Below are 25,351 nucleotides of genomic sequence, written 5' to 3'. Positions count from 1 at the left end.
CCCGGGAGCAAGGCCTGGGGAGGCCCCAGCGTCGACCGGAGAGAAGAGCGAAGTTGTCCCCGACCAGCGAGACCGCGAAGGGCGGCCGCCGACTCGTCATCGTCGAGTCGCCTGCCAAGGCGAAGACGATCAAGGGCTATCTCGGCCCCGGATACGTTGTCGAGGCGAGCGTCGGGCACATCCGCGACCTCCCCAACGGCGCCGCGGAGGTGCCGGAGAAGTACACCGGCGAGGTCCGCCGCCTCGGTGTGGACGTCGAACACGACTTCCAGCCCATCTATGTGATCAACGCCGACAAGAAGGCACAGGTCAAGAAGCTCAAGGACCTGCTCAAGGAGTCCGACGAACTCTTCCTCGCCACCGATGAGGACCGGGAGGGCGAGGCGATCGCCTGGCACCTCCAGGAGGTCCTCAAGCCGAAGATCCCCGTCAAGCGGATGGTCTTCCACGAGATCACCAAGGACGCGATCCGAGCGGCCGTCGCCAACCCGCGCCAGCTCAACCAGAAGCTGGTCGACGCCCAGGAGACCCGCCGCATCCTCGACCGCCTCTACGGCTACGAGGTCTCGCCGGTCCTGTGGAAGAAGGTTATGCCGCGCCTGTCGGCCGGCCGGGTTCAGTCGGTCGCCACGCGGCTCGTCGTCGAGCGGGAACGCGAGCGCATCGCCTTTCGTTCGGCTGAGTACTGGGACCTGACGGGCACCTTCGCGACCGGCCGCGCGGGAGACCCGTCGGACCCGTCGTCGCTGGTCGCCCGACTCCAGGCCGTCGACGGCAGGCGGGTCGCGCAGGGCCGCGACTTCGACTCCCTGGGACAACTGAAGAGCGCGAACACCCTCCACCTCGACGAGGCGAACGCCCGCGCGCTCGCCGCCGCCCTGGAGGACACGCGGTTCTCCGTGCGGTCCGTCGAGTCGAAGCCGTACCGCCGCTCGCCGTACGCCCCGTTCCGGACGACGACGCTGCAGCAGGAGGCCAGCCGTAAGCTCGGCTTCGGCGCGAAGGCCACGATGCAGATCGCGCAGAAGCTGTACGAGAACGGCTTCATCACGTACATGCGTACGGACTCCACGACGCTGAGCGACACCGCCGTCACTGCGGCCCGCGCCCAGGTCACGCAGCTGTACGGCGCCGACTACCTGCCGGACCGGCCGCGCACGTACGCCGGCAAGGTCAAGAACGCGCAGGAGGCGCACGAGGCGATCCGCCCCTCGGGTGATCGTTTCCGCACGCCCGCCGAGACGGGTCTGACCGGCGACCAGTTCCGGCTCTACGAGCTGATCTGGAAGCGGACCGTCGCCTCCCAGATGAAGGACGCGACCGGCAACAGCGTGACCGTGAAGATCGGTGGCACCGCCGCCGACGGCCGGGACGTCGAGTTCAGCGCCTCCGGCAAGACGATCACCTTCCACGGCTTCCTCAAGGCGTACGTCGAGGGCGCCGACGACCCGAACGCCGAGCTGGACGACCGCGAGCGCCGCCTGCCGCAGGTCGGCGAGGGCGACGCCCTCACCGCAGAGGAGATCACGGTCGACGGGCACGCCACCAAGCCCCCGGCCCGCTACACCGAGGCCAGCCTCGTCAAGGAGCTCGAGGAGCGGGAGATCGGCCGCCCGTCGACGTACGCGTCGATCATCGGCACGATCCTCGACCGCGGCTACGTCTTCAAGAAGGGCACGGCCCTCGTGCCGTCCTTCCTGTCCTTCGCCGTGGTCAACCTCCTGGAGAAGCACTTCGGGCGGCTCGTCGACTACGACTTCACCGCCAAGATGGAGGACGACCTCGACCGCATCGCCCGCGGTGAGGCGCAGTCCGTGCCGTGGCTGAAGCGGTTCTACTTCGGTGAGGGCGAAGGCGCGGGCATCGGCGGCGCGGCCGAGGCCGGCAACGGCGACGGAGACCACCTCGGCGGCCTCAAGGAGCTGGTGACCGACCTGGGCGCGATCGACGCGCGGGAGGTGTCGTCGTTCCCCGTGGGCAACGGCATCGTGCTGCGCGTCGGGCGCTTCGGGCCGTACATCGAGCGGGGCGAGAAGGACGCGGAGGGTCACCAGCGGGCCGACATCCCCGACGACCTGGCGCCCGACGAGCTGACCCTCGAACTGGCCGAGGAACTGCTCGCCGCGCCGAGCGGCGACTTCGAGCTGGGCACCGACCCGGCCACGGGCCACCAGATCGTCGCCAGGAAGGGCCGCTACGGGCCGTACGTCACCGAAGTGCTCCCCGAGGGCACCCCGAAGACCGGCAAGAACGCGGTCAAGCCGCGCACGGCATCGCTGTTCAAGTCGATGTCGCTGGACACGGTGACCCTCGACGACGCCCTCAGGCTGATGTCGCTGCCGCGGACCGTCGGCACCGACGCCGAGGGCGTGGAGATCACCGCGCAGAACGGCCGCTACGGCCCGTACCTGAAGAAGGGCACGGACTCGCGGTCGTTGCAGTCCGAGGACCAGCTCTTCACGATCACGCTCGAAGAGGCGCTGGAGATCTACTCCCAGCCCAAGCAGCGCGGCCGCGCCGCCGCCAAGCCGCCGCTGAAGGAACTCGGCGCGGACCCGGTCAGCGGCAAGCCGGTCGTCGTCAAGGACGGCCGCTTCGGACCGTACGTCACCGACGGGGAGACCAACGCGACCCTGCGCTCCGGCGACAGCGTCGAGGCGATCACCCCGGAGCGCGGGTTCGAGCTGCTCGCCGAGAAGCGGGCCAAGGGGCCCGCGAAGAAGACGGCGAAGAAGGCGCCCGCCAAGAAGACGGCCGCGAAGAAGGCGGCACCGGCGAAGAAGACGGCCGCCAAGAAGACCGCGGCGAAGAAGACGACGACCGCGGCGAAGAAGACGACCACGACGGCCAAGAAGGCGACGACGTCGAAGGCGGCGGCCTCGAAGACGTCCGGAGAGGACTGAGCCGCCCGGGGCCGCCCGGGGCCTCCCCGGCGCCCGGCGTCCGGCGCCCGGCGTCCCGCCTCGGTCGCGCCGGGGCTGGGACTAGGGCTGGGACTGGGACTGGGACTGGTGGGGCGTGTGGGGATTCCCCGCGCCTGTTCCTCGAAACGCACGCTCCGGCATCGCTTTGGTGTCGGGGTGTGCGCGGGTTGGTGTCGGCGTGTGCGGGTGCGTGGACGGGTGACTCGGTGTGTCGGTCGCTGCCGATAGGCTGAACGCATGACGCGAGCCGAGCAGCCAACGGCCCATCACCCGGCCCCAGACGACGCCCTGGTAGCGGACTCCCGCGAGCGCGCCGTCCGCGCCCTGCTCCGCCGGCCGCAGCTCAGGCGGTTGTGGAGCGCGCAGTTGGTGAGCGGCGTCGGTGACGCCCTCGCCCTCCTGGTGCTCGTCCTCCTCGCCCTCCAGGCGGCCATCGCCGAGGGGTCCTTCGGAGGCGGCTACCGGGGTGTGGCGTTCGCTGTGGCGATCGTCTTCGGGGTGCGGATCCTCGCCACCCTGCTCTTCGGCGCGGTCCTCCTCGGGCCGCTGACCTCGCTGACGTCGCCGGACGGTCCGCTCGACCGCCGCTGGACCATGGTCGGCGCGGACGGCCTGCGTGCCGCTCTGCTGATCATCGCGCCGCTGTGGATCGACTGGATCCCCGACGACGCCCTGGCCCTGCTGCTGGTCACCGTGTTCGTGACCGGCGTCGCCGAGCGGTTCTGGACGGTCGCCCGTGAGGGTGCGGCGCCCGCGCTGCTGCCCGCCCCGCCCTTGGAGGGCGCCACGGTACGGCCGCTGCCGGACCATCTCGACGCGCTGCGCCGGCTGTCGCTGCGCACGGGCTTCGCGGCGATCCCGCTGGGCGCGGCCGCGCTGCTCGTGGCGGCGCTGCTCAACAACCTGCTGGGGGCCGGCATCGCCTGGTTCGACCAGCACCAGGCGGCCCTCGCCTCGTACGTGGCGGCGGGCCTGTTCGCCGCTTCGCTGTCCGTCGTGGTGTTCCTGGAGCTGCCGGGCACGCGCACCCCGCGCGCGCGGTCCCCGCTCGAAGGGCTGCGCCGGCCCCGCACCGCCACCGGCGTCGACACGGGCCGCACGGGCGTGATCCCGCTGCTGGTGCTCGCCTGCGCGGCCGTCGCCGGCGCGATCGCGGCCGCGGTCGCCGTGGCGGTGCTGCACGCCAAGGACCTGGGCGGCGGCCCGGTGACGTACGGCCTGCTCGTGCTCGGGCTGACCGGCGGGGTCGTCGTCGGCGTCCGGACCGCGCCGAAGGTGCTGGTCACGCTGTCGCGGCGGCGGCTGCTCGCGCTCGCGATCGCCTTCACCGGCGTGGCGCTCCTCGCGGCGGGTCTGGTCCCGGACGTCACCAGCGTGCTGCTGATCGTCACCCTGGCCGGCGTCGGCTCCGGCGTGGCCGCCAACACCGGGCACGCGCTGCTCGACCAGGAGACCGAGGACCACCGCCGCGCGCGCGTGACGGAGCACCTGCACGCGGTCGTCCGGGTCGTCGTCGCGCTGGCCGCGCTGATCGCCCCCCTGGTGGCCGCGCTGATCGGGCCGCACCGGCTGGAGAACGGCAAGTTCGTCTTCGCGCACGGCGGGGCCGCGTTCACGCTGATGCTGGTGGGTGCCCTGTTGCTGCCGGTGGCCGCGCTGGTGCTGGCCAAGGTCGACGACCGCTCCGGAGTGCCGCTGCGCCACGACCTGCGGGACGCGCTGCTCGGCGGCGACGACCCCGTGCAGGCCCCCGCGTCGAACGGCTTCTTCATCGCCCTGGAGGGCGGTGACGGCGCCGGCAAGTCCACCCAGGCCGAGGCGCTCGCCGAGTGGATCCGGGCCAAGGGCCACGAGGTCGTCCTCACCCGCGAGCCGGGGGCCACGCCCGTCGGCAAGCGGCTGCGGTCGATCCTGCTCGACGTGTCGAGCGCGGGCCTCTCGCACCGCGCGGAGGCGCTGCTGTACGCGGCGGACCGCGCGGAGCACGTCGACACCGTCGTACGTCCCGCCCTGGAGCGCGGCGCGGTGGTGATCACCGACCGGTACATCGACTCCTCGGTGGCCTACCAGGGCGCCGGCCGCGACCTGTCGCCGACGGAGATCGCCCGCATCTCCCGGTGGGCCACGAACGGGCTGGTGCCGCAGCTGACGGTCCTGCTGGACGTCTCCCCGGAGACCGCCCGCGAACGCTTCACGGAGGCGCCGGACCGGCTGGAGTCGGAACCGGCCGAGTTCCACGCGCGCGTGCGCTCCGGCTTCCTCACCCTGGCCGCCGCCGATCCCGGCCGCTACCTCGTCGTGGACGCCGGTCAGGAACCGGAGGCCGTCACCTCGGTCGTCCGGGCCCGGCTCGACCGGATGCTGCCGCTGTCCGAGGCCGAGATCAGGGCCCAGGAGGAGGCGCGCCGCAAGGCCGAGGAAGAGGCCCGGAAGAAGGCCGAGGAGGAGGCCCGCCGCAAGGCCGAGGAGGAACGCCTGGAGCGTGAGCGCCAGGAGCAGCTGGCCAAGCTGCGCGCCGAGGAGGAGGAGCGCAAGCGGCGCGAACTGGAGGAGGCGCAGCGGCGCGAGGCCGAACGGCAGGCCGAGGAGGCCCGCAGGCGGGCCGAGGAAGCGGCCCGGCGCGCTGAGGAGGAGCGGGCCCGCCTCCTCGCCGAGGAGAAGGCCCGGGCCGAGGAGGAGGCCCGCCGCAGGGCGGAGGAGGAACGGCGCCGCAAGCAGGCCGAGGAGGAGTCCCGGCTGCGCGCCGAGGCCGAGGCGCGGCGCCTGGAGAAGCAGCGCAAGGCGGAGGAGGCGCTGCTGCGGGCAGAGGAAGCGCGGCGCGCCGCCGAGCAGGCCGCTGCCGCGGCGCAGGCCGGCCCCCGGCCGACGCGTCCCGCGGCGGCCGCTGCCCCGGCGCCGGCTGTCGCGCCGGACGCGGCGACCGTGCCGACGCCCGTGGTGACGCCGACGAACGCGTCGGGCGGACCGGTCGAGGACACGGCCGTGCTGCCCCGGGTACGGATGGACAAGGATCCCGTGGAGAGCCCGCGGGAGCCGGTGGGCCGGTCCGGGGCGGGAGCTTCGAACGCGTCGGACGCGTCGGCGTCGGGCGCGTCGGCGTCGGACGCGTCGGGCGCCTCCGAAGGGCACGGGCCCGACTCCGAGGTGACGGCCGAGCTGCCGCAGCCGCCGGCACCGGCCGACGCGCCCGACGAGACGGCCGTCCTGCCGCCCGTGGCCCCGCAGGGGACCGCCGACGAGACGGCCGTGCTGCCCCCGGTGCGCGAGGCGCGTCCCACGGAGGAGGCGGCCGTACGGCCCCCCGTCCCCGGGGAGAGCCCTGTCGACAGGGTGCCGCAGGGGTACTTCCGCGACCAGCGGGACGGAGCGGGGCCGGACGGCTCCGAGGGCCGTACGCGTGAACTGCCGCAGGTCGACGAGTCGGGCACGCCCCGGCAGCGGCCGCGGCCGGACTGGGCCGAGGAGACCCCGCTGGACGACCTGCCGACGCTTGCGGACGAACTGCTGGGACCGCACCGCGGCGAGGACGGACCCGACGGCGGCTTCGACGACGGACGCGGCGGCGGCCGAGGGCGCGGACGGCGCCGGTGACGCGCGGCCGTCGGCGGTAGGACGCGGCCGGGCGTCGGGGGCGTACCCGACGCCTGACGCCTGACGCCTGACGGCCGATGGCTGCTGGTGCCTGGTGCCTGGTGCCTCGTGCCTGGTTTCCGGAACCTGGTGCCCGGTGGCCTGGTGACCGGCGCCCGTGCGGTGCTCGCCTCCCTCGCGCCGACCGCCCTGTGCCCCCGCCCGCCGGGGGCACTGTCAGTGGCAGCGCGCACAATGGAATCCGCACTGGGCGGCATCGTGACGAAAGGGGCGGCGTAACCCATGACCGTGTGGGACGACCTCGTCGGGCAGGAGAAGGTGAGCGAACAGCTCGCCGCCGCCGCCCGGGACGCCGACGCGTCCATCACCGCGTCCGCCTCCGACGCGCCGCCGCCCGAGGCGTCCAAGATGACGCACGCCTGGCTGTTCACCGGCCCGCCCGGCGCGGGCCGGACACAGACCGCCCGCGCCTTCGCCGCCGCCCTCCAGTGCGTGAGCCCCGACCGGGCGCTCGGCGGCGCCCCAGGGTGCGGGTTCTGCGACGGCTGCCACACCGCGCTCATCGGCACGCACGCCGACGTCAGCACCGTCGCCGCCGTGGGCACGCAGATCCTCGCCGAGGACATGCGCGACACGGTGCGGAAGTCGTTCACCTCGCCCGCCAACGGCCGTTGGCAGGTGATCCTCGTGGAGGACGCGGAGCGGCTCAACGAGAAGTCCGCCAACGCCGTCCTCAAAGCGGTGGAGGAGCCCGCGCCGCGTACCGTCTGGCTCCTGTGCGCCCCCTCCATCGAGGACGTCCTGCCCACGATCCGCTCCCGCTGCCGCCACCTGAACCTGCGGACGCCGTCCGTCGACGCCGTCGCCGACATGCTCGTACGGCGCGAAGGCATCGAGCCCGCCGTCGCGGCGGCCGCCGCCCGCGCCACCCAGGGGCACGTCGACCGGGCCCGGCGCCTGGCCACCGACCCCGCCGCGCGGGAGCGCCGTGCCGCCGTGCTCAAGCTGCCGCTGCGCGTCGAGGACATCGGCGGGTGCCTCCGGGCCGCCCAGGAACTCGTCGACGCCGCCACCGACGACGCGAAACAGCTCGCGGAGGAGCGGGACGCCAAGGAGACCGAGGAGCTGAAGGCGGCACTGGGCGCCGTCCAGGGCGGCCGGATGCCGCGCGGCACGGCCGGCGTGATGAAGGACCTGGAGGACAAGCAGAAACGGCGCAGGACGCGGACCCAGCGCGACAGCCTCGACCTCGCGCTCACCGACCTCACCGCCTTCTACCGGGACGTCCTCGCCCTCCAGCTCGGCTCCCGCGTCGCACTGGCCAACACGGACGCCGAGGACGCCCTGGAGCGACTGGCCCGCGGCAGCACCCCCGAGTCCACCCTGCGCCGCATCGAGGCCATCGGCGCGTGCAGAGAGGCCCTCGACCGGAACGTGGCGCCGCTGCTGGCGGTGGAGGCGATGACGATGGCGCTGAGAGCGGGCTGAGCCCGGCGCGGGCCGGGACGGAGGTGCCCGGGGTCCCCCCCACGAGCCGACGACCCCATGACCCCACGACCCGACGACCCGATGCGACGATCGACCGGACCGTTTCACTCGTCCGTGGCGGTTTGCGTACACACCGCATCGGTGTCATTGCGCACAGTTACGCTCGCTGGATGCACATCAGGCGCTCCCGCTTCCCGCGCAGGTCCCGAACCGGCGTCACCCTCGTCTCCCTCGCCGCCCTGTTTCTCTCCGCCTGCTCCACCGGGGGCGTGACGAGCACCGCCACGCGTGCGGGGGCGGAGGTGACACTGGCCGCGCTGCCCCGCGCCACACCGTCCGCGCTCGCGCCGTACTACGGACAGAAGCTGACCTGGCGCGGATGCGGCGTCCCCGGTTTCGAGTGCGCCACCCTGAAGGCGCCGCTCGACTACGACCGGCCCGGCGACGGCGACATCCGGCTCGCCGTCTCCCGCAAGAAGGCGACGGGCCCGGGGAAGCGGATCGGCTCGCTGCTGGTGAACCCCGGCGGGCCCGGCGGCTCCGCGGTCGGCTACCTCCAGCAGTACGCCGGCGTCGGCTACCCGGCCGCGGTCCGCGCCCGCTACGACATGGTCGCCGTCGACCCCCGGGGCGTGGCCCGCAGCGAACCCGTGGAGTGTCTCGACGGGCGCGCGATGGACGCGTTCACACAGGCCGACGTCACACCCGACGACCAGCGGGAGACCGACCGGCTCGTCGAGGCGTACAAGGGGTTCGCCGAAGGGTGCGGGGCCCGGTCGCCCCGGCTGCTGCGGCACGTCTCCACCGTCGAGACCGCCCGCGACATGGACGTCCTGCGGGCGGCCCTGGGGGACCGCAGGCTGACGTACGTGGGGGCGTCGTACGGGACGTTCCTCGGGGCGACGTACGCGGGGCTGTATCCGGACCGCGTCGGCCGGCTGGTGCTGGACGGGGCGATGGACCCGGCGCTGCCCGCCCGGCGCATGAACCTGGACCAGACGGCGGGCTTCGAGACGGCGTTCCGGTCGTTCGCGAAGGACTGCGTACGGCAGCCGGACTGCCCGCTGGGCACCAAGGCGGACAAGGTCGGCGGCAACCTCAGGGCGTTCTTCGAGAAGGCCGACGCGCGTTCCCTGCCGACCGGCGACAAGGACGGCCGCAGGCTCACCGAGTCCCTCGCCACCACCGGCGTGATCGCGGCGATGTACGACGAGAGCGGCTGGGGGCGACTGCGCGATGCGCTCACCGCCGCGATCAAGGACCAGGACGGCGCGGGCCTGCTCCTGCTCGCCGACAGCTACTACGAACGGGACGCCGAGGGTCGCTACGCGAACCTGATGTACGCCAACGCGGCCGTGAACTGCCTGGACTCGCCGGCCGCCTTCGACGGCCCCGACCAGGTGCGCCGAACCCTGCCGACGTTCGAGAAGGCGTCCCCCGTCTTCGGCGAGGGCCTCGCCTGGTCCTCCCTGAACTGCGCGTACTGGCCCGTCGCGCCCACCGGCCAACCGCGCCGCATCGAGGCGAAGGGCGCGGCCCCGATCGTCGTCGTCGGCACCACCCGCGACCCGGCGACCCCCTACCGCTGGGCGCGCTCCCTCGCCCGCCAGCTCTCCTCGGCCCGCCTCCTCACCTACGACGGCGACGGCCACACCGCCTACGGCCGCGGCAGCAGGTGCATCGACTCCGCGATCAACGCCTACCTGCTCCGCGGGACGCCCCCGACGGACGGAAAACGCTGCACGTGACCCAGCCCGCCACCCCCGGAACCGCCACCTCCGGGGGTGGTACGGAGCACCCCCGGAAACTGTGTAGACTTACCGACGTTGCTGATCGCACCATGGTGTGGGCAGCGCGCCGCCTTAGCTCAGATGGCCAGAGCAACGCACTCGTAATGCGTAGGTCTCGGGTTCGAATCCCGAAGGCGGCTCCGGTGGAGGCCAGGTCAGATGTTATCTGACCTGGCCTTTCGTGTTGTGCCCCTCTTTGGTTCGTGTGGTGCCCCCTCTGGGGAGGAGAACCGGCGGAGGCCGAGGTGTCGCCGCCAGGTGTCATCCGGAGAGCCCCAGGTCACGTGGGCGGCCTGGGGTTTCTCGGTGTGCTCGGGGTTCCGGGGAGTCGGGGAACGATCAGGCCCGTCTCGTAGGCCACCACGACCGCCTGGGCGCGGTCGCGCAGCCGGAGTTTGGCGAGGATGCGGGCGACGTGGGTCTTCACCGTCGCCTCGCTCAGCCCGAAGTGGGCGGCCAGGTCGGTGTTGCTCAGTCCGCGGCCCAGGGACTGGAGGACCTGGAGTTCGCGCGGGGTCAGGACCGAGAGGTCGCGGTGGAGGACGGGGGTGTCCGCGGCGGAGGTGAACCGTTCGACCAGACGGCGGGTGATGGCCGGGGAGAGCAGGGCGTCGCCGGTACGGGCGAGGCGGACGGCGGCCACCAGGTGCTCGGGCGTGACGTCCTTGAGGAGGAAGCCGCTGGCGCCGGCGGTGAGGGCCGCGTAGACGTAACGGTCGAGGTCGAAGGTGGTCAGCATGATCACGCGGGGCGTGTCGGGCCCGGCGCCGGAGAGGATGCGGCGGGTGGCCTCCAGACCGTCGGTGCCGGGCATGCGGATGTCCATCAGGACCAGGTCGGGGCGGGTGCGGTGGACCGCCTCGACCGCCTCGTCGCCGTCGGCCGCCTCGGCGACGACGTCGATCCCGTCGGCGGCCAGGATGAGGCCGAAGCCGGTGCGGACCAACGCCTGGTCGTCCGCGATGACGACGCGGGGCTGTGGCGGTTCGGTCACGGTCTCCGGTCCGTCCTCGCGGAGCGCGGGACGACCGCGTGCACCCCGTAGCCGCCGACGGGCAGCGGGCCGGCGTCGAGGGTGCCCTCGTGGAGGGCCAGACGTTCGCGGAGGCCCAGGAGGCCGCGACCGGTACCGGGGCCGGCGGCCGGGGCGGGAGCGCCGCCGGTGCACGTGACGTCGATGTGCAGGGCGTCGGGGGTGTGGTCGAGGGCGACCCGCACACGGGCGCCCGCAGCGTGCCGGACGGTGTTGGTGAGGGCCTCCTGCACCACCCGGTACGCGGCGAGGTCGGCGCCGGCCGGCAGCGGCGACGGGGTGCCGGTGACGGTCAGCTCCACGGACACCCCCGTCCCGCGGACGCGGTCGACGAGGGCGGGGATCCGGTCCACGCCCGGTTGCGGACTCAGGTCCGGGTCGTCGGCCTCGTCGGGATCGTCACCGGACGGGGCGAGCAGGCCCATGACGTGCCGGAGCTCAGCCATGGCCGTGCGCCCGCCCGCCTCCACGGCCAGCAGCGCCTCACGGGCACGGTCGGGCGCGGCGTCCATCACCTTGCGGGCCGCGCCCGCCTGGATCACCATCACGCTCACATTGTGGGTGACGATGTCGTGCAACTCGCGCGCGATGCGCGCACGTTCACGGTCGACCGCGATCCCGGTGGCGGCCTTCTGCTGCTCCTGAAGCGTGTGCACGCGCTGCTTCCAGACGTGCAGGGCGTTGGCGCCCAGTCCCACGCCGAGCAGCACCAGGAACGGCATCATGCTGGGCGTGAAAGGCAGGAAGTTCTCGTCCGGGAACAACGCGATCAGGCCCGCGCCGACGACCAGCCCGGTGAGCGCGCGCAGGCGGTACGGGCTGTACACGGCGGCGCCGTAGGCCGCGATCACGCACGACAGGAACGGGTACACGGACGCGGTGTCGCCGCTCAGGCGCTGGTCGAGCAGCAACGTCGTGACGATCACGGCCCCGTACACGGTCAGCGGGCAGCGGCGGCGCAGGACCAGGGGCAGCGCCGTCAGCGCGGCCAGGACGAGGTGCCACGACGGGACGGGACCGACCTGCTGGGCCCATTCCACCGGCGGGGGCGGTATGGGCGGAACCGTCGGAACCGTCGGCGTCGTTCCGGGAGCCAACGCCTGCCCCGGCAGTGCTGGGACGACCAGGCCGGCCGTGTCCTGCCACCGCACCGAAGCCACGGTGCAGGCGGCGAGGGCCACGGCCAGGATCGCGTCGGCGGTCCACATCCAGCGGGAGGGCCGCGGCAGGGGCTGTGGGGGGTGCGGCAGCGACGTCGTGCCCGACGTGCCTGCCGTGCCTGCCGTGCCAGATGTGTCTGTCCTGTCCGTCGTGCCCGTCGTCCACCGGCGCGCCGCTGCCAGCCGTTCCGTGCCCAGCCGCAGCGCACTCTGCCGCACGGCCGTCGGCCGTAACGCTCCCAGCCGTGACCATCTCGGCAGTGACGCTCCCAGCCGTGACGCTCCCAGTCGTGGCCATCCCGGCCGTAGCGCCCTGTGTGGCACGGTTTTCCGCCGGTTCGTCTCCGTCTGCGGCCCGAGCGTGTCCGCCCGAGGAGCCCCGCCGGTCTCGCCGGTCTCACCGGTCGCGCCGTCCATGGGCCCAGTGTGGCAAGGCGGCGGACCGGGGCACATCCCTCCCGGAGCGGACGGACGCTCCCTCTTCGGCGTACATCGCGGGGATGACGTCGCGGGCGGGTCAGCCCGGTGCGGCAGCCGGGACCGCCGTCACGGGGGACGCCCCGGACGGGGGTGCGTCCCTAGCGTCGGGGCGAATCCTCGACCACCGCCTGGGAGGCACCGTGGCAGCGACCGCGCCCGTCATCGACATCCGCGACGTGAGCAGGACCTACGGCGAGGGGCCGCCCGCCCTCGCCGGGGTCACGCTGAGCGTCGGCACGGGGGAGGCGCTGGCCGTCGTCGGGCCGTCGGGCAGCGGCAAGTCGACGCTGCTCAACCTGATCGCCGGGCTGGACCGTCCGAGCGCGGGCAGCGTCACCGTCGACGGGCTGCGCGTGGACGGGATGAGCGAGACCGCCTCGGCCCGGTACCGGCGGACGAGGATCGGCATGGTCTTCCAGTTCTTCCACCTCCTCGACGACCTGACGGTCACCGACAACGTGCTGTTGCCGGCCCAACTGGCCGGCGTCTCACGGGCCGAGGCCCGCAAACGCGCCGCGGAGCTGCTGGAGTACCTCGGGGTCGCCCGGCACGCCGGGGCGTTCCCGGGGCGGCTGTCCGGCGGCGAGCGCCAACGCGTCGCGGTGGCCCGCGCGCTGATGCACCGTCCTGCGCTGCTCCTGGCCGACGAGCCGACGGGCGCGCTGGACACCGCCGCCGGTGCGGACGTCCGCGAACTGCTCGTCAAGCTCAACGCGGGTGGACAGACGGTCGTCCTGGTCACCCACGATCTCGGCCTCGCCGCGACCTGTGCGACCCGGACCGTCGAACTCGTCGACGGCCGGATCGTCCGGGACACCGGCACCGGCCTCGGCACCGGCACCGGCCTCGGCACCGGCACCGGCCTCGGCACCGGTACCGGCTTCGGTGCCAGTAACGGCACCGACGGTGCCGCGTCCGCCACGGGGGTGGGCTGGTGAGCGCCCTGGGCCGGGTGGTGCGCGCGGGGGTCGCGCGCCGGCGGGTGCAGACGACGGTGATGGTCCTGACCACGCTCGTGGCCGTCACCGCGTCGATCCTCGCCGTCGGACTGACGGCCGCGTCCCGGGCGCCCTTCGACCGGGCCTTCGCGCGGCAGCACGGTGCGCATCTGAACGCGCGGTTCGACGGGACGAAAGTGACGTCCGCGCAGCTCATGGCGACCGCTCGGGCGTCCGGTGTGAGTGCCGTCGCCGGCCCGTTCCGGACGCTCTCGGCACGGCCGCGCACCGCCTCCGCCTCCGACGGCCTGCCGGCCGAGCTGGACCTCCCGCCGGTGACCGTCGTCGGGCGGGCGGACGCCGGGGGCCCGGTCGACCGCATCGACCTCGTCGACGGCGCGTGGGCTACCCGTCCGGGCGAGATCGTGGTGGCCGAAGGCGTGCTGCCGGTGCGGAAGGTGGGCGCACGGTTGGCGTTCCCCGACGCGCCGGACAGCCCGACGCTGACCGTGGTGGGTGTCGCCCGCTCGGTGACCGGCACGGCGGATGCCTGGGTGACGCCCGCACAGGCCGAGGCGCTGGCCGAGCCGCAGGCCGGGAGGCAGACCGACGCGTCGTCGTCAGCACCGTCCGGCTCGGACGGCTCGGACGGCTCGGACGGCTCGGACGGGTCAGACGGGTCAGACGGGTCAGACGGTTCGGAGGGCTCGGACGGGTCCGGCGGGTCCGGCGGGGCCGCTGGGTCCAGTGGGTCCGGTGGGTCCGGCAGGGCCGGTGGGTCCGGCGTCTCGTACGAGATGCTCTACCGGTTCCACGACGCCGACACCGACGACGAGGTGGCCGCCGGGCGGGACGCGGTGGCGGCGCTCGTGCCGCGGGGCGCGATGACCGGGACGCTCCCGTACCTGACCGTCCGGCAGGATCAGACGGCCAACGCGATGGCGTTCGTGCCGTTCCTGGCCGCTTTCGGGGTGCTCGGGCTGTCGCTGTCGGTCCTGGTCATCGGCATCGTGGTCAGCGGCTCGGTCGGTGCCGCGACCCGGCGCATCGGCGTTCTCAAGGCCCTCGGGCTCACCCCGGCGCAGATCGTCCTGGCCTACGTCGGGCAGGCGCTCATCCCGGCGGCGGTGGGCTGTGCGTCGGCGGTGGTGCTCGGCAACCTGCTGGCCGGGCCGGTGCTGGCCGAGGCGGGGGAGGCTCTCGGCGGGCCGGCCGAATCGATCCCCCTCCGGGTCGACCTCGTGGTGCCCGCCGCCGCCCTCCTCCTGGTCGCGGGCGCCGCCCTGTGGCCGGCCCTGCGCGCGGGCCGGCTGCGCACCGCCGACGCGCTCACCGGCGGGCGGGCGCGCGGCACCGGCCGTGGGTGGGCGCTACGGCGGCTCACGGCACGGCTGCCGGTGCCGCGCGCGGTGAGCCTCGGGCTCGCCCACCCCTTCGCGCGCCCGGCGCGGTCGGGCACGATGGCCGCCGCGGTCGCCTTCGGCGCCGTCTCCGTCACCTTCGCCGTGGGCCTCGCGCTCTCGCTCGGCGCGGTCTCCGACGGGCGCAGGCTCAACTCGGCCGGCTCGGTCGTCGTACAGGCGGGCGGAAGCCAGGGTCCGCCCGGCGCCGACGTGGTCCCCGCGGCGGGTGAGGCCGACGTACCGAAGGCCGATCCGGAGCGGGTCGCCGCCGTGCTGCGCGCGCAGCGGGGCACCAGCCGCTTCTACGGCACGGCCCAGGCCCAGGCCGGGGTGACCGGGATCGCCGGCGAGACCACGGTCGTGGCGTACGAGGGTGACTCGTCGTGGGGCGCCCCGCGGACGGTCTCGGGCCGCTGGCCGGACGGGCCGGGCCAGGCGGCGGTCACCGGCCGGTTCCTGAAGGCCGCCGGTGTCGAGGTCGGTGACACCGTGACCCTGACGCAGGAGGGACGGCACGCCTCGGTGCGGATCGTCGGCGAGGTGTTCTTCACGGAGGGGAAGGGCATGGCGCTGCTGACCTCGACCTCCACCCTCTCCGCACTGGGTGGGGACGCGACGCCCGGCCGGTACGACGTGAGAACGGAGCCGGGTACGGACGCGGACGCGTACCTCGCCGCGCTGAACGCCGCTCTGGAACCGGTCGGCGCGACCGCCCTGCCCAACACCTCCGGCTCGTCCAGCGTGGTCCTGGCCATGGACGCGCTGATCGGGATGCTCACCCTGATGCTGGTCGCGGTGGCCGGCCTGGGCGTGCTCAACACGGTCGTCCTCGACACCCGTGACCGCGTCCGTGACCTGGGCGTCTTCAAGGCCCTGGGGATGACGCCCCGCCAGACCGTGGCCATGGTGGTCGTCTCCGTCGCCTGGCCCGGCCTGCTCGTCGGCGCGGCCGCGGTCCCCGTCGGCGTCGCGCTGCACCACTGGATCACCCCCCTCATGGGGGACGCCGTCGGCCTGGCCCTGCCCGCCGCGACGATCTCCGTCTACGACCCGTCGTGGCTGCTCGTGCTTGCCCTGGGGGGTCTGGCCATCGCGGTGGCGGGAGGCCTGCTCCCGGCCGGCTGGGCGGCCCGCGCGGACACGGCCACCGCGCTGCGCACGGAATAGCGGGTCGGCGCCGCCGTGCGCGCCGCCGTGCGCGCCGCCGTGCGCGCCGGCGGGCGGGCGGCCGAGGGCCGGTCGGGGCGGGAGTCGGCCGGGGCGGGAGCCGGTCAGCCGAGTACGCGCACCGGCTCCCCGGCCAGGAACGCCCGGATGCCGTCCACGGCCTGCCCGTAGTAGCGCTCGTAGTTGGCGCGGGAGACGTACCCCAGGTGCGGGGTCGCCAGGAGCCGGGGTGCCGTCCGCATCGGATGGTCGTGGGGCAGGGGCTCGACGTCGAACACGTCCACCCCGGCTCCCGCGATCCGGCCCTCCCGCAGCGCGGCCAGCAGCGCGTCCTGGTCGACGATCGCCGCACGCGAGGTGTGGACCAGGAACGCGGTCGGCTTGAGGAGGGCGAGTTCGGCGGGGCCCAGCAGGCCGCGGGTGCGGTCGCTCAGGGCGAGGTGCACGGAGACGAAGTCGCTCTCGCGGAGCAGTTCCTCCTTCGAGGCGGCCGGACGGACGCCGACCTCGTCCGCGCGCTCCGGGGTGAGGTTCTGGCTCCAGGCCGTCACCTCCATGCCGAAGGCGAGGCCGACCCGGGCGACCAGGCTGCCGGTCCTGCCCAGGCCCAGCAGACCGAGCCGGCGGCCGTGCAGGTCGGCGCCGACGGTGGACTGCCACGGGCCGCCCTCGCGCAGGGCGGTGGTCTCCTGGACCAGACCGCGGGCGAGCCCGAGCAGCAGGGCCCAGGTGAGCTCGACCGGCGGGGTGGAGGAGCTCTCCGTGCCGCAGACGGTCACGCCGTTCCTCCGGGCCGCCGTGTAGTCGATCGCCGAGTTGCGCATGCCGGAGGCGATCAGCAGCTTCAGGCGCGGCAGCCGGTCCAGCAGCGAGGCCGGGAAGGCGACGCGCTCGCGCAGGGTGACCACACAGTCGAAGCCGGCCAGCGCGGCCACGAGTGCGTCGTCGGTGGCGACATGCTCGGTGAAGGTGACGACCTGCACCCCGTCGCCCAGGACCGACCAGTCGACGACCTCGGTGGCGACGTTCTGGAAGTCGTCGAGCACGGCACAGCGGAAAGGCATGGCGGTCGGGTCCTCCTGCTCGGGGAAAACGGTAAAAACGATGCAAAGCCGACACGAAGTGAACCGGCGTCGGGGCAGCCTCCGGATCTGAGGCAACATCTTGGTGAACGACGGGCACCGCCGGGACGGGCCGGGGAGCCGTCGAGGGCCGGACGGAGCGTGGGACGTGGTGGAGCCGAGGATCGCCGTTGCCGTGGTGACGATGGGCAACCGGCCCGTCGAGGTCGACGCCCTGCTGGAGTCGGTGGCGAAACAGGACCTCGCGCCCGCCCGCATCGTGATCGTCGGCAACGGCTGCCGGCTGCCCGAGTTCGCCCGCCGGCTCTCCCTGCCCGGCGAGGTCACCACCGTCGAGACCGACGAGAACCTCGGCTGCCCCGGCGGCCGCAACGTCGCCCTCGCCCGGCTCCGGGAGTACGGCGACGTCGACGTCGTCGTGGAGCTGGACGACGACGGGCTGCTCGTCGACGCCGACGTGCTGCGCCGCGTCCGCGACCTGTACGCCGCCGACCCGCGCCTGGGCATCGTCGGCTTCCGCATCGCCGACGAGCACGGTGAGACCCAGCGGCGGCACGTGCCGCGCGTGGGCGCCTCCGACCCGATGCGGGGCGGGTACGTCACCGGCTTCCTCGGCGGCGGCCACGCCCTGCGCATGGAGATGCTCGACCGGACCGGCGACTGGCCCGCCGAGTTCTTCTTCGCCCACGAGGAGACCGATCTGGCCTGGCGCGCCGCGGACGCCGGCTGGCACATCCTGTACGCGCCCGAGCTGCTGCTCCAGCACCCGAAGACCTCGCCCGCCCGGCACGCCATCTACCACCGGGTCACCGCCCGCAACCGGGTGTGGCTGGTCCGGCGCAACCTCCCGCTGCCGCTCGTTCCGGTGCACCTGGGGGTGTGGGTCCTCGTCACACTGCTGCGCACCCGTTCCCTCGGTGGTCTGCGGGCCTGGTTCGGCGGGTTCGCCGAAGGGGTGCGCACGTCGGCCGGCCCACGGCGGCCCATGCGCTGGCGGACGGTGTGGCGACTGACCCGGCTGGGCAGGCCCCCGGTCATCTGAGACCCCGCCCGGACGCGGGACCCCGCCCGAACGCACGACCCCACCCGAACGCACGACCCCACCCGAACGCGGGGCCGTGGCCACCGGTCGTCACTTGGCGTCCGCATAGCACTCCACCACGGCCGTGGTGAACGGGAACCGCACCGGCGTCTCGCCGAACGTCAGCCGTCCGGCCAGGTCCGCCGCCTCCCGGATCGCGGCGACGACCGTCTCGGCCTCCTCCTCCGGGCAGTGCACGATCACCTCGTCGTGCTGGAAGAAGACCAGCTCGGCCGCCAGACCGGCGCACGTCCGGCGGAGTGCGGCGAGCAGCAGCAGGGCCCAGTCGGCGGCGCTGCCCTGGACGACGAAGTTGCGGGCGAAGCGGCCGCGCGCGCGGGCGTCGGAGGAGGAGTGGCCGGGCGCCCACGGCCGGCTCTCGGCCTCCTCGTCCCCGGCGGGGATGCCCGCCTCCTCCGCCGTGCCGTCCGTCGCCCCGGCCACGGGCGGACAGGTCCGGCCCAGCCAGGTGCGCACGAGCCGGCCCTCCTCGCCGGCCCGCGCCGCCTCGTCGACGTAGGCCACCGCGCGCGGGAAGCGGCGGCGCAGCGCGGCGAGGTTCTTCAGACCGTCGCCGGACGTCTGGCCGTACACCGCGCCGAGCACGGCGAGCTTGGCCTGGGCGCGGTCGCCGGAGAAGGCGCGGTCGGAGACGGACTGGTAGAGGTCGGTCCCGCGGCCCGCCACCTCCATCAGCCCGGGGTCGCGGGAGATCGCCGCGAGCACCCGCGGCTCCATCTGGTCGGCGTCGGCGACGACGAGCCGCCAGCCGGGGTCGGCGACCACGGCCCGCCGGATCACCTTGGGGATCTGCAGGGCGCCCCCGCCGTTGGTCACCCAGCGCCCGCTGACCGTGCCGCCCGCGAGGAACCCGGGCCGGAAGCGGCCCTCCCGCACCCAGTCCTGGAGCCAGGACCAGCCGTGCGCCACCCAGATGCGGTACAGCTTCTTGTACTCGATCAGCGGCCGCACGGCCGGATGGTCGACCGACTCGATCTCCCAGCGCCGCGTCGACCTGATCCTGATCCCGGCCTGCGCGAACGCCTTGATCACATCGGCGGGCAGATCCGGCCGCACCCGGCGCCCGAAGGCGGCGGACACCTCGTCGGTGAGTTCGGCCAGCCGACGGGGCTCGCCCCCGCCCGCGTACCGCTCGCCGAGGAGATCGTCGAGCACCGCGCGGTGCACCCGCGCGCTCCACGGCAGCCCCGCCCGGTTCATCTCGGCGGCCACCAGCATCCCCGCCGACTCGGCCGCCGTCAGCAGCCGCATCCGCTCCGGGTGCTCCGCCCGGTCGTGGCGCCGCTGCTGGCCGGCGTAGACGGTGAGGAGGTCGGCGAGCGGCAGCCCGGCGGCCTCCGGTTCGAACAGCGAGGACTGCGCGCCGGGCTCGGCGGAGCGCTGCGGCGGGTCCGGCGGTACGGGCCCGCCGCGCAGCCGGGCCAGGGCGGCGGCGGCCGACCGGGGCTCGCCGTGCCGTCCCTCGTGGCCGAGCAGGAGGGTCTCGGCGTCCTCCACGTCGTAGCACCGCTCGACGCGCACCCCCGCGGCGAGCAGCCGCGGATACACCTCGGCCGTCGAACGCCAGACCCACCGCGCCACCCCGGGCCGCCCCCGCACCGCCTCCACCAGATCCCCCTCCCGCACCACCGGCCCCACCGGCAGCCCGTCCCCGCCGAGGGCGACCAGCTCCGCACCGCCACCCTCGACCGGAGCGAGCACCCACCGATCACCCATACCGCGAGTCTGCCAGGGGGGTCTGACAACGCCCCGCGCGTCCGTGGCCGGCGAGCCCGAACGGCCCGAACGGCCCGGCCCGGCCCCCGCTCATTCCCCCTGCTCTCCCTCTTCCTTCCCCTCCCGCTCCCCCTCCTGCGCCTTCACCAGCTCGGCGAGCGCTTCCGCCACGTACCGCTCGACCTCCGTCTTCCGGATGCCGAGGCCGCTGAGCACGCCCTCGCCGTTCTCGAACTCCAGGAGGGCCAGGAGGACGTGCTCGGTGCCGATGTAGTGGTGGCCGAGGCGGAGGGCCTCGCGGAAGGTGAGTTCCAGGACCTTCTTGGCGTCCGAGCCGTAGGGGATGAGTTCGGGCACCTCCTCGGCGGCGGGCGGCAGCGCGGCCGTGGCGGCCTCGCGGACCGTGTCCGCGGAGACGCCCTGCCCGGCGAGGGCCTTCGCCGCGATGCCCTCCGGCTCGGCGAGCAGCCCGAGGACCAGGTGGGCGGGGAGGCCCTCCGGTGTGCGGGCTGCCCTGGCCTCGGTGTGGGCGGCCATGACGACGTTCCGCGCGCGCGGGGTGTACCGGTTGAAGCCCTGGCTCGGGTCGAGGTCGGTCGACTCCTTGGGCACGAACCTCTTCTGCGCGGCCTGCCGCGTCACGCCCATGCTCCGGCCGATGTCCGTCCAGGAGGCGCCCGAACGGCGGGCCTGGTCGACGAAGTGGCCGATCAGGTGGTCGGCCACGTCATCGAGGTGCTCGGCCGCGATGACCGCGTCCTGGAGCTGGGCGAGGGGCTCCGGGTGGACCTTCTTGATCGCGTGGATGAGGTCGTCGAGACGGATGGACGCCGTGGGGTTCTGGGACGAGGAAGTCATGTGTCAACCTTAGGTTGACGCCCTTAGGTCGTCAACCCTGAGTTGACACTTGCCGGAACTCGTCCCCGTCCCCGCCCGTGACACCATCACCGGATGACCAGCAGCACGCCCACCGTCGACCGGGCCCTCCGCGCGGCCCTCTACGAAACGGGCGACACCGCCCTCGACGCGGGCGCGTCCCTGCTCGCCGCCGACCCCTCGGCGGACGCCGGACTCGCGCGCCGCGGTGAGGAGTTCGTGGCGGCGGCCTGGCGGCGCGGCTGGCAGCCCGCCGACGTCGTACGGCTCGTGCGCCGCGACCTGGACGAGCCCCACGTCCGCCTGCTCGCGTCACTGATCCGCGCGCAGGACCGCCGGGAGGAGGGGCGCCCGCGCGGCCGGCGCTGGACGGCTCAGCTGGAGGAGCTGCCCACGGAGGCCCCGCCGCGCACCGACCGCTTCTCGCACGCCACCGCGGTCCTGGAGCTGTACCGCCTGCTGCTGCGCCTGCCCACCCTCGAACCCCTCCAGGAACCGCGCCGGGACCGGGCGGCCCGCTCCGACTCCCGCATGCTCACCCGCATCCGCGCCCTGCTCGCCAAGGCGGAGGCGACCGGATACCCGGAGGAGGCGGAGGCGCTCACCGCGAAGGCGCAGGAACTGATGGCCCGGCACAGCGTCGACGAGGCCCTGCTCGACGCCCGGGCCCCGGCTCCGGACGCCCCCGGCGCCTGCCGGATCGGCGTGGAGCCGCCGTACGAGCAGGCCAAGGCGGTGCTCCTGGACGCGGTCGCCGACGCCAACCACTGCCGGGCGGTGTGGAACGAACCCTTCTGCTTCTCCACGGTCGTCGGGTTCGAAGCCGACCTGGAGGTGGTGGAACTGCTCTTCACGTCCCTGCTGGTGCAGGCGCAGACCGCGCTGACCAGGGCGGAGGCGGCCCAGCGGGCGGGCGGCCGCAGACGCACCAAGACCTTCCGCCAGTCCTTCCTCGCCGCCTACGCCCACCGCATCGGCACCCGCCTCGCGGCGGCCGCCGACACTCAGGTGACCGACGACCTGCTCCCGGTCCTCGCCACCCGCGACCTCGCGGTCACCGACGCGACCGACCGCATGTTCCCGGAGACCGTCACCACCCGCCTGCGCGGCGTCACCGACGAGGCGGGCTGGACGGAGGGCGCCCAGGCGGCGGACCGGGCCCGGATGAACTCCCGGCCCCGCCTGCCCGGACGAGCCCCGGGCACCGGCTGACGCCGACGCGGCCCGCCCGCCGGACCGTTGACACGGCCGGCGGGCGGGCGGGCGGGTGGGCGGACAGGGCCTACTGGTAGGTCACGTCCGAGGAGTCGTAGATGCAGTACGTGCCGTCCGGGCCGCTGCCCAGCTCGGTCGGCTCGTCGCCGCTGCTGTTGCCCTCGAAACGCTCGCACACGGTGATCTTCTTGCTGCTGTCACCGACGATCGTCACGTCGGACAGCGTGGCCGTGTCACCGTAGTTGGAGTTGATCCCGACGACGACCTTGCCGGGGCTGGTGACCTGGACGTTGCTGACCACCACGTGCCGGGTGTACTGCGTCGAGCAGTTGCCGCACGACCGGTAGAGCTTGCCGAAGTCGGAGACCTGGAAGTTCTTGATGGTCAGGGTGCCGGCGCCGTTGTGCTGGAAGACCTTGTCGTCGGCCTTCTGCGCACCGCCGCCGTCGATCACGTAGGTCGCCGAGGAGGACTTGCCCTTGAAGGTCGCGGCGTCCTCGCCGACATCCTCCCACCACACGTTCTGGAGCGTGCAACTGCCGGAGCAGTGGACGCCGTCGGCGGCCGGGGAGCCGAGGATCACGTTCTTCAGCGTCGCGCCGTCGGCGAGCTTGAAGATCGGGTCCTGGCCCTCGTCCTGGCCGTCGCCGCCCAGGTCGCCCGAACCGTAGAAGCGCTTCAGGGAGCCGTCGTACGTCCCGCTCACCTCGATGGTCTCGGTGACGGCCTGCTCGCCGGTGGCCGTGGGCCAGGAGGCGAACGTGGTGCCGCTGGAGGCCGTGGCACTCGCCGTCGCCGTCGCCGTCGCCGTCGCCGTCGCGGAGGCGGAGGCGGTGGCCGAGGCGGAAGCCGAAGCCGAGGCCGAGGTGGTGGCGGTGGCCGACGGAGACGCGGAGGCGGACGTCGTCGCACCGGCCGACGGCGTGGCCGACGCACCGCTCACCGTGTCCAGGGTCCAGCTCTTGGTGGCCGCCTTGTCGCAGGAGTTCTGCTGCGCCCGCGCGGACTTGGCGTTCAGGCACTTCTCGCTGTGCGCGTTGACCAGGTGGTACGCGTCGTCCAGCGCGCTGATCCGCCAGACCTGCGAGGTGCCGTCGTCGCAGGTCTGTTGCTGTACGGCCTTGCCGGCGGAGGCCGAGTCGCCCTGGACCCCGGCGCACAGCCCGGTGGCGGAGGACGCCACGGTGAACCCGTCCCCGGACGCGGTCAGCTTCCAGTTCTGGTCGGCGCCCCCGTCACACGTGGCCAGCGTCAGCTGGACACCGTCCGCCGTGCTCGCCGAGGGGACCTCCAGACAGGTGCCGTCCGAGTTCACCAGACGGTAGGTGCCCGCGCCCGGTCCGGAGGCGGACGCCGTCATCAGCACTCCGCCGACGACGGCGCCGCCGACCAGCGATGCGGCGATGGCACCGACCAGGACGGTACGGCGACGTCCGTTCCTCCGGCGGTGCCCCGGGCGTGGGGCTGTCTCTGTACTCATGTCGCAGCTTTCGTTCGGCGTGCGATGGCCTTCCTCGTCCATCTGGCCCTTTGTCGCCGCCGCCCGGCCGGAGGTTGCCGGGCGGCGAGATTTTTTTCTCGGGCCCGCGCCAGGGCTGTTCTCGACGGTCAGTCGCCCGCCTGCTGGAAGGCGCTCACCGAGGCGTCCGGGGTGTCCTCGCTCTTCAAAGCCACGTCGCCGTACGTCCACGCGAAGCTCTGGTCCGCCTCGCCGCCCGGCAGCCCGTACTTCACCGTCGTCACGGCAAGGCCCTCCGAGCCGCCTTCCTCGGCACGGACGTACGTGATCGTGAAGGAGGTCGTGCCCTGCTCCGGCAGGGTCAGCTCCTGTGCCTCGGCGGCCTCGTTCCGCGGGACGGCGGTGCTGGTGCCGTCGGCGTCGAACGCGACCTCGGGGAAGCCGTCCAGGGTGCACTCGGCGCCGTTGTTCGTGACCGTGACGGTGACGTTGCCGGTGTCCCCGGCGGCGGGAGCGGCGTTCACCGCGCCCAGCTCCATGGCGAGGTCACCGGCGGCACAGGCGGAGCCGGACGCGGCCTTGTTCTCCTCGCCACCGGAGGAGTTGTCGTCCCCGCCGCCGCACGCGGTGAGGAGGAAGGCGGCGGCGAGGGCGGTGACGGTGATCGGAACGGCGCGCATGTATGGGTCCCTTGCATGACGTGACGGTGCTCGAAGGATCATCACGCATGTCCGCCCCGAACCGCCGCCCACCCCGCCATCCGGACCACCGGTCACAGACCCCGGCCACGACGGTCACAGGGTGTCCGGTCACGGCATGCGGTCACAGGGCGCTCAGGGCCCGGACGGCGTCCAGGGCCCGGACGGCGTCCGGCCACGGCGCCTGGCCAGGGCGACCTGCCACGGTGCCTGGCCAGGGTGTACGGCCACGGCGCCTGGCCAGGGCGACCTGCCACGGTGCCTGGCCAGGGTGTACGGCCACGGTGCCTGGCCAGGGCGACCTGCCACGGTGTATGGCCACGGCGCCTGGCCATGGTGTCCGGTCACCCCAGGCCGGCGGTCGGCAGTCCCGACGGCAACTGGCCGCCCTCCGCCTTGGTGAACGACTCCTGACCGGCCCCACCCTCCCAGGTGATCCGGAGGGAGTCCGTGTCGACGGAGTCGACCATGCCGGTCGTCCGGTCGTCCGTACCGGTCGTGCACTTCAGGCGGATCATCTGCATGTCCGCCTCCTCGCCGGCGGTCCCGCTGCACACGGTCCCGCCGGTCGCGAAGAGGGCGGCCTGCGAACCGGTGACGACCAGGGCGACGGCCTTGCCGTCCGTGGTGGCGAGCCAGCTGCCCTCCAGCTCGGAGGAGGCCCGCGCGGACGCGGATCCGCCGGTGCTGTCGGAGCCGCCGGTGCCGCCCCCGGTGGCCGCGCCCGACGCCGTGCCGGACGCCGTGCCGGACGTGGCCGACGGCGTGTCGTCGGACCCGCCGCCGTCGCTGCACGCGGTCAGCGCGAGCGCGCCGGCCAGCGTGGCCGTCACGACGGCGGCCCGCACCGCCCGGAGGGCCGTCCCACGCGCGGGGCGCGCCGAAGGGGAGGTCGGGAGGGCGGTCGAGAGGGAGGGGGAGTGGCTCGAGGAGGGCGTGGTGCGCGAGAAGTTCGCCGTGGTCACTGCTAGCTCCCAAGCGGTAGCCGGGCGGCCCGGTCGGCCGGAAGGACCGCAGCAAGCTACCAGCCGCCCCCGCCCCGGCAGCACCCCCGGCGACGGCTCCGACCGACCCCCGGCGGTATTCCCGGCGGCGTCCCCGGCGGGGCCCCGACTGCACTCCCGGCAGGACTCCGGCGACGGCTCCGACCGACCCCTGGCGGTATTCCCGGCGGCGTCCCCGGCGGGGCCCCGACTGCACTCCCGGCAGGACTCCCGGCGGCGACCCCG

General features: G+C 74.0%; 16 protein-coding genes, 1 tRNA gene and 1 pseudogene. 9 read left to right on the top strand and 9 right to left on the bottom strand.

From position 1 onward, the window contains the following. Positions 1-53: 53 nt before the first annotated feature. The 5 genes from topA to ACFYWQ_RS40835 all read left to right on the top strand — a co-directional run bounded on the left by topA (position 54) and on the right by ACFYWQ_RS40835 (position 9,933). On the top strand, positions 54-2,903 hold the full coding sequence (gene topA / locus ACFYWQ_RS40855; RefSeq protein WP_389525033.1) for a type I DNA topoisomerase: 2,850 nt from the start codon (positions 54-56) through the stop codon (positions 2,901-2,903). A 258-nt stretch (positions 2,904-3,161) separates the two neighbouring features. Continuing rightward, entirely contained in the window at positions 3,162-6,515 is a 3,354-nt protein-coding gene (gene tmk / locus ACFYWQ_RS40850; protein WP_389525030.1) for a dTMP kinase, read from the top strand. A 282-nt stretch (positions 6,516-6,797) separates the two neighbouring features. Then, positions 6,798-8,003: a DNA polymerase III subunit delta' gene (locus ACFYWQ_RS40845; RefSeq protein ID WP_389525027.1), complete on the top strand. Its 1,206-nt coding sequence runs from the start codon at positions 6,798-6,800 to the stop codon at positions 8,001-8,003. A 170-nt stretch (positions 8,004-8,173) separates the two neighbouring features. After that, a complete protein-coding gene (locus tag ACFYWQ_RS40840; protein WP_389525024.1) occupies positions 8,174-9,751 on the top strand; it encodes an alpha/beta hydrolase in 1,578 nt (525 codons plus the stop codon). Positions 9,752-9,859: 108 nt separating this feature from the next. Beyond that, positions 9,860-9,933: transfer RNA gene (locus ACFYWQ_RS40835), tRNA-Thr, on the top strand. A 140-nt stretch (positions 9,934-10,073) separates the two neighbouring features. Here ACFYWQ_RS40835 and ACFYWQ_RS40830 read toward each other — a convergent pair. Both ACFYWQ_RS40830 and ACFYWQ_RS40825 read right to left on the bottom strand, forming a co-directional pair. After that, positions 10,074-10,787 (bottom strand): response regulator, encoded by a 714-nt coding sequence (locus tag ACFYWQ_RS40830; protein WP_389525021.1) that lies wholly within the window; start codon positions 10,785-10,787, stop codon positions 10,074-10,076. Next, positions 10,784-12,034 carry a sensor histidine kinase gene (locus tag ACFYWQ_RS40825; protein WP_389525018.1) on the bottom strand — a complete coding sequence of 417 codons (1,251 nt, stop codon included), beginning with the start codon at positions 12,032-12,034 and terminating at the stop codon, positions 10,784-10,786. Before ACFYWQ_RS40825 ends, ACFYWQ_RS40830 begins: the two co-directional genes overlap by 4 nt. A 572-nt stretch (positions 12,035-12,606) precedes the next feature. Here ACFYWQ_RS40825 and ACFYWQ_RS40820 point away from each other — a divergent pair. Both ACFYWQ_RS40820 and ACFYWQ_RS40815 read left to right on the top strand, forming a co-directional pair. Beyond that, positions 12,607-13,404, top strand: a complete 798-nt coding sequence (locus tag ACFYWQ_RS40820; RefSeq protein WP_389525015.1) for an ABC transporter ATP-binding protein — start codon at positions 12,607-12,609, stop codon at positions 13,402-13,404. Further along, on the top strand, positions 13,401-15,974 hold the full coding sequence (locus ACFYWQ_RS40815; RefSeq protein ID WP_389525012.1) for an FtsX-like permease family protein: 2,574 nt from the start codon (positions 13,401-13,403) through the stop codon (positions 15,972-15,974). The genes ACFYWQ_RS40820 and ACFYWQ_RS40815 overlap by 4 nt, the downstream gene beginning before the upstream one ends. A 104-nt stretch (positions 15,975-16,078) precedes the next feature. On the opposite strand, the gene ACFYWQ_RS40810 is transcribed toward ACFYWQ_RS40815, so the two are convergent. Further along, entirely contained in the window at positions 16,079-17,038 is a 960-nt protein-coding gene (locus tag ACFYWQ_RS40810; protein WP_389525009.1) for a D-2-hydroxyacid dehydrogenase family protein, read from the bottom strand. Between the two features lie 166 nt (positions 17,039-17,204). Between ACFYWQ_RS40810 and ACFYWQ_RS40805 the strand changes: the two genes are divergently transcribed. Beyond that, the gene (locus ACFYWQ_RS40805) at positions 17,205-18,098 is read left to right on the top strand and encodes a glycosyltransferase family 2 protein (RefSeq protein WP_389525007.1); all 894 of its coding nucleotides are present in this window, start codon (positions 17,205-17,207) and stop codon (positions 18,096-18,098) included. A gap of 90 nt (positions 18,099-18,188) precedes the next feature. Here ACFYWQ_RS40805 and ACFYWQ_RS40800 read toward each other — a convergent pair whose 3' ends face one another. Together ACFYWQ_RS40800 and ACFYWQ_RS40795 are read right to left on the bottom strand one after the other, a co-directional pair. After that, complete coding sequence (locus tag ACFYWQ_RS40800) at positions 18,189-19,874, bottom strand: bifunctional 3'-5' exonuclease/DNA polymerase (RefSeq protein WP_389525005.1); 1,686 nt, start codon at positions 19,872-19,874, stop codon at positions 18,189-18,191. Between the two features lie 90 nt (positions 19,875-19,964). After that, the gene (locus tag ACFYWQ_RS40795) at positions 19,965-20,732 is read right to left on the bottom strand and encodes a Clp protease N-terminal domain-containing protein (RefSeq protein ID WP_389525002.1); all 768 of its coding nucleotides are present in this window, start codon (positions 20,730-20,732) and stop codon (positions 19,965-19,967) included. A gap of 93 nt (positions 20,733-20,825) precedes the next feature. On the opposite strand from ACFYWQ_RS40795, the gene ACFYWQ_RS40790 reads away from it, so the two are divergent. Continuing rightward, a complete protein-coding gene (locus ACFYWQ_RS40790; RefSeq protein ID WP_389524999.1) occupies positions 20,826-21,962 on the top strand; it encodes a DUF2786 domain-containing protein in 1,137 nt (378 codons plus the stop codon). A gap of 70 nt (positions 21,963-22,032) precedes the next feature. Here ACFYWQ_RS40790 and ACFYWQ_RS40785 read toward each other — a convergent pair whose 3' ends face one another. From ACFYWQ_RS40785 to ACFYWQ_RS40770, 4 genes and pseudogenes are all read right to left on the bottom strand, one after another. After that, positions 22,033-22,908: a pectate lyase gene (locus ACFYWQ_RS40785; protein WP_389525162.1), complete on the bottom strand. Its 876-nt coding sequence runs from the start codon at positions 22,906-22,908 to the stop codon at positions 22,033-22,035. Between the two features lie 3 nt (positions 22,909-22,911). Next, positions 22,912-23,325: pseudogene (locus ACFYWQ_RS40780) on the bottom strand (RICIN domain-containing protein); the annotation flags it as partial. A 248-nt stretch (positions 23,326-23,573) separates the two neighbouring features. Further along, positions 23,574-24,104: a DUF4232 domain-containing protein gene (locus tag ACFYWQ_RS40775; protein ID WP_389524996.1), complete on the bottom strand. Its 531-nt coding sequence runs from the start codon at positions 24,102-24,104 to the stop codon at positions 23,574-23,576. Positions 24,105-24,466: 362 nt separating this feature from the next. Then, a complete protein-coding gene (locus tag ACFYWQ_RS40770; protein WP_389525159.1) occupies positions 24,467-24,970 on the bottom strand; it encodes a hypothetical protein in 504 nt (167 codons plus the stop codon). Between the last annotated feature and the right edge of the window lie 381 nt (positions 24,971-25,351).

The organism is Streptomyces sp. NPDC003247 (assembly GCF_042888135.1).
Classification (GTDB): domain Bacteria; phylum Actinomycetota; class Actinomycetes; order Streptomycetales; family Streptomycetaceae; genus Streptomyces.
The sequence above is the reverse complement of the archived record's forward strand: the minus strand, read 5'-3'. Positions and strand labels throughout refer to the sequence as shown.

Excerpts from the sequence above, each read along its gene's own strand:
- ACFYWQ_RS40800 (WP_389525005.1), bottom strand. The coding sequence starts at position 19,874 with ATGGGTGATCGGTGGGTGCTCGCTCCGGTCGAGGGTGGCGGTGCGGAG.
- ACFYWQ_RS40825 (WP_389525018.1), bottom strand. The coding sequence starts at position 12,034 with ATGTGGACCGCCGACGCGATCCTGGCCGTGGCCCTCGCCGCCTGCACC.
- ACFYWQ_RS40790 (WP_389524999.1), top strand. The coding sequence starts at position 20,826 with ATGACCAGCAGCACGCCCACCGTCGACCGGGCCCTCCGCGCGGCCCTC.
- ACFYWQ_RS40845 (WP_389525027.1), top strand. The coding sequence starts at position 6,798 with ATGACCGTGTGGGACGACCTCGTCGGGCAGGAGAAGGTGAGCGAACAG.
- tmk (WP_389525030.1), top strand. The coding sequence starts at position 3,162 with ATGACGCGAGCCGAGCAGCCAACGGCCCATCACCCGGCCCCAGACGAC.
- ACFYWQ_RS40775 (WP_389524996.1), bottom strand. The coding sequence starts at position 24,104 with ATGCGCGCCGTTCCGATCACCGTCACCGCCCTCGCCGCCGCCTTCCTC.
- ACFYWQ_RS40840 (WP_389525024.1), top strand. The coding sequence starts at position 8,174 with ATGCACATCAGGCGCTCCCGCTTCCCGCGCAGGTCCCGAACCGGCGTC.
- ACFYWQ_RS40795 (WP_389525002.1), bottom strand. The coding sequence starts at position 20,732 with ATGACTTCCTCGTCCCAGAACCCCACGGCGTCCATCCGTCTCGACGAC.
- ACFYWQ_RS40810 (WP_389525009.1), bottom strand. The coding sequence starts at position 17,038 with ATGCCTTTCCGCTGTGCCGTGCTCGACGACTTCCAGAACGTCGCCACC.